This is a genomic window from Nostoc sp. UIC 10607, assembly GCF_047228265.1.
GTDB classification, from domain to species: domain Bacteria; phylum Cyanobacteriota; class Cyanobacteriia; order Cyanobacteriales; family Nostocaceae; genus Nostoc; species Nostoc foliaceum_A.
In genome coordinates, this window is the sequence record NZ_JBIQNW010000190.1 from 1 (window position 1) to 1,210 (window position 1,210).

The window sequence follows — 1,210 nt, forward strand, 5'->3', positions numbered from 1 at the left end:
GGAGCCGTGTAATGGGAAACTATTAAGCACGGTTTTGAAGACCAACGGGGTTGGTGACAACCTCGTTGAGTTTACTTTTTCCACATACTCAAATTCGCCTTTGCCATCCATTGAGGGGCCTTTCGCCCAACGACCTTCAGAACTTTCTGTGCCTTCTGAGTGATTCCAGAACTGATAGGCAAATTCGCGTTTCTCTAATTCCAATGGGAAGGAACTGGGGACTGGCGTAGTTTCCAATCCAGAGCTTTCTAAATCCTCAATGGTTGCTAGCCACAAGTTTTGATGCATGGTATCACGAGCGATCATAAAGCTCAAGGTATCTTTCACCCCTGGATCATCCGTCATTTCATACAGCCGTACTGCTTGCAAACGTCCCTGATTTTCCGCGTGGAGATTAGACGGAAATCTGCCAACAGGTTACCACTGAAGACAATAAAGCGACCGTTCCAAGGATAGCCGACGCTATCAGATGGTGTTGCACCCAAACCAGACACAATAGCGTGTTGGGGGTTCATCGCCGCCGCCATAATTACATCCCGTGGGCTACTACCGCCCATTACGGCACCTACTACCGCATCTTTTGCGCTTTCTTCTTGCATTTTGAGCGGCGCTTTATCTAGAAGATGGGCAATCATCGTCGCCAGCATCTCAATATGACCGATTTCCTCAGTACCAACATCTAGCAGCATATCTCGGTACTTGGCAGGGCCTCGACAGTTCCAGCCTTGAAACAGATACTGCATCATCACGGTCATTTCACCAAAAGTCCCGCCGATGAGTTCTTGAATTTTCATTGCGTAAACTGCATCTGGTTTTTCTGGCGGCTTAAAATATTGGAGTTTCTTATTGTGATAAAACATTTGAATTCCTCATCCTCATTAATTGCAGATGTCGCTGACGCAAAATCAAAACAGTTGCCAAACTTTTATGCGATTTTGTGTAGCCTTTTATTACTAGGAAACTAATCAAATGCTTTATCTTCATCAGCCTCTAGTCTGATAAAAAAAATACTTTTAAATAAGTATTCCGACTATGGCTTTTTTATTTATAGTTCTGTCTAGGAAAGGATTTCAGAAAACCCTGACTTCTTTCGAGAAAGGTATAACCAAAAGACAGTAGGGGCGCACAGGTGTCATTGGTGTCAACTTAAGCTTAAACCCTTTTCAAATCTCGTTTCCAGCCTCTGGCTGGAAATGCACTTCAATTGCGG

At 44.2% G+C, this 1,210-nt stretch carries 1 pseudogene; it reads right to left on the reverse strand.

What is annotated here, in order from left to right:
• A pseudogene (locus tag ACEYW6_RS36280) lies at positions 1–860 on the reverse strand (manganese catalase family protein); the annotation flags it as partial.
• Positions 861–1,210: the final 350 nt, after the last annotated feature.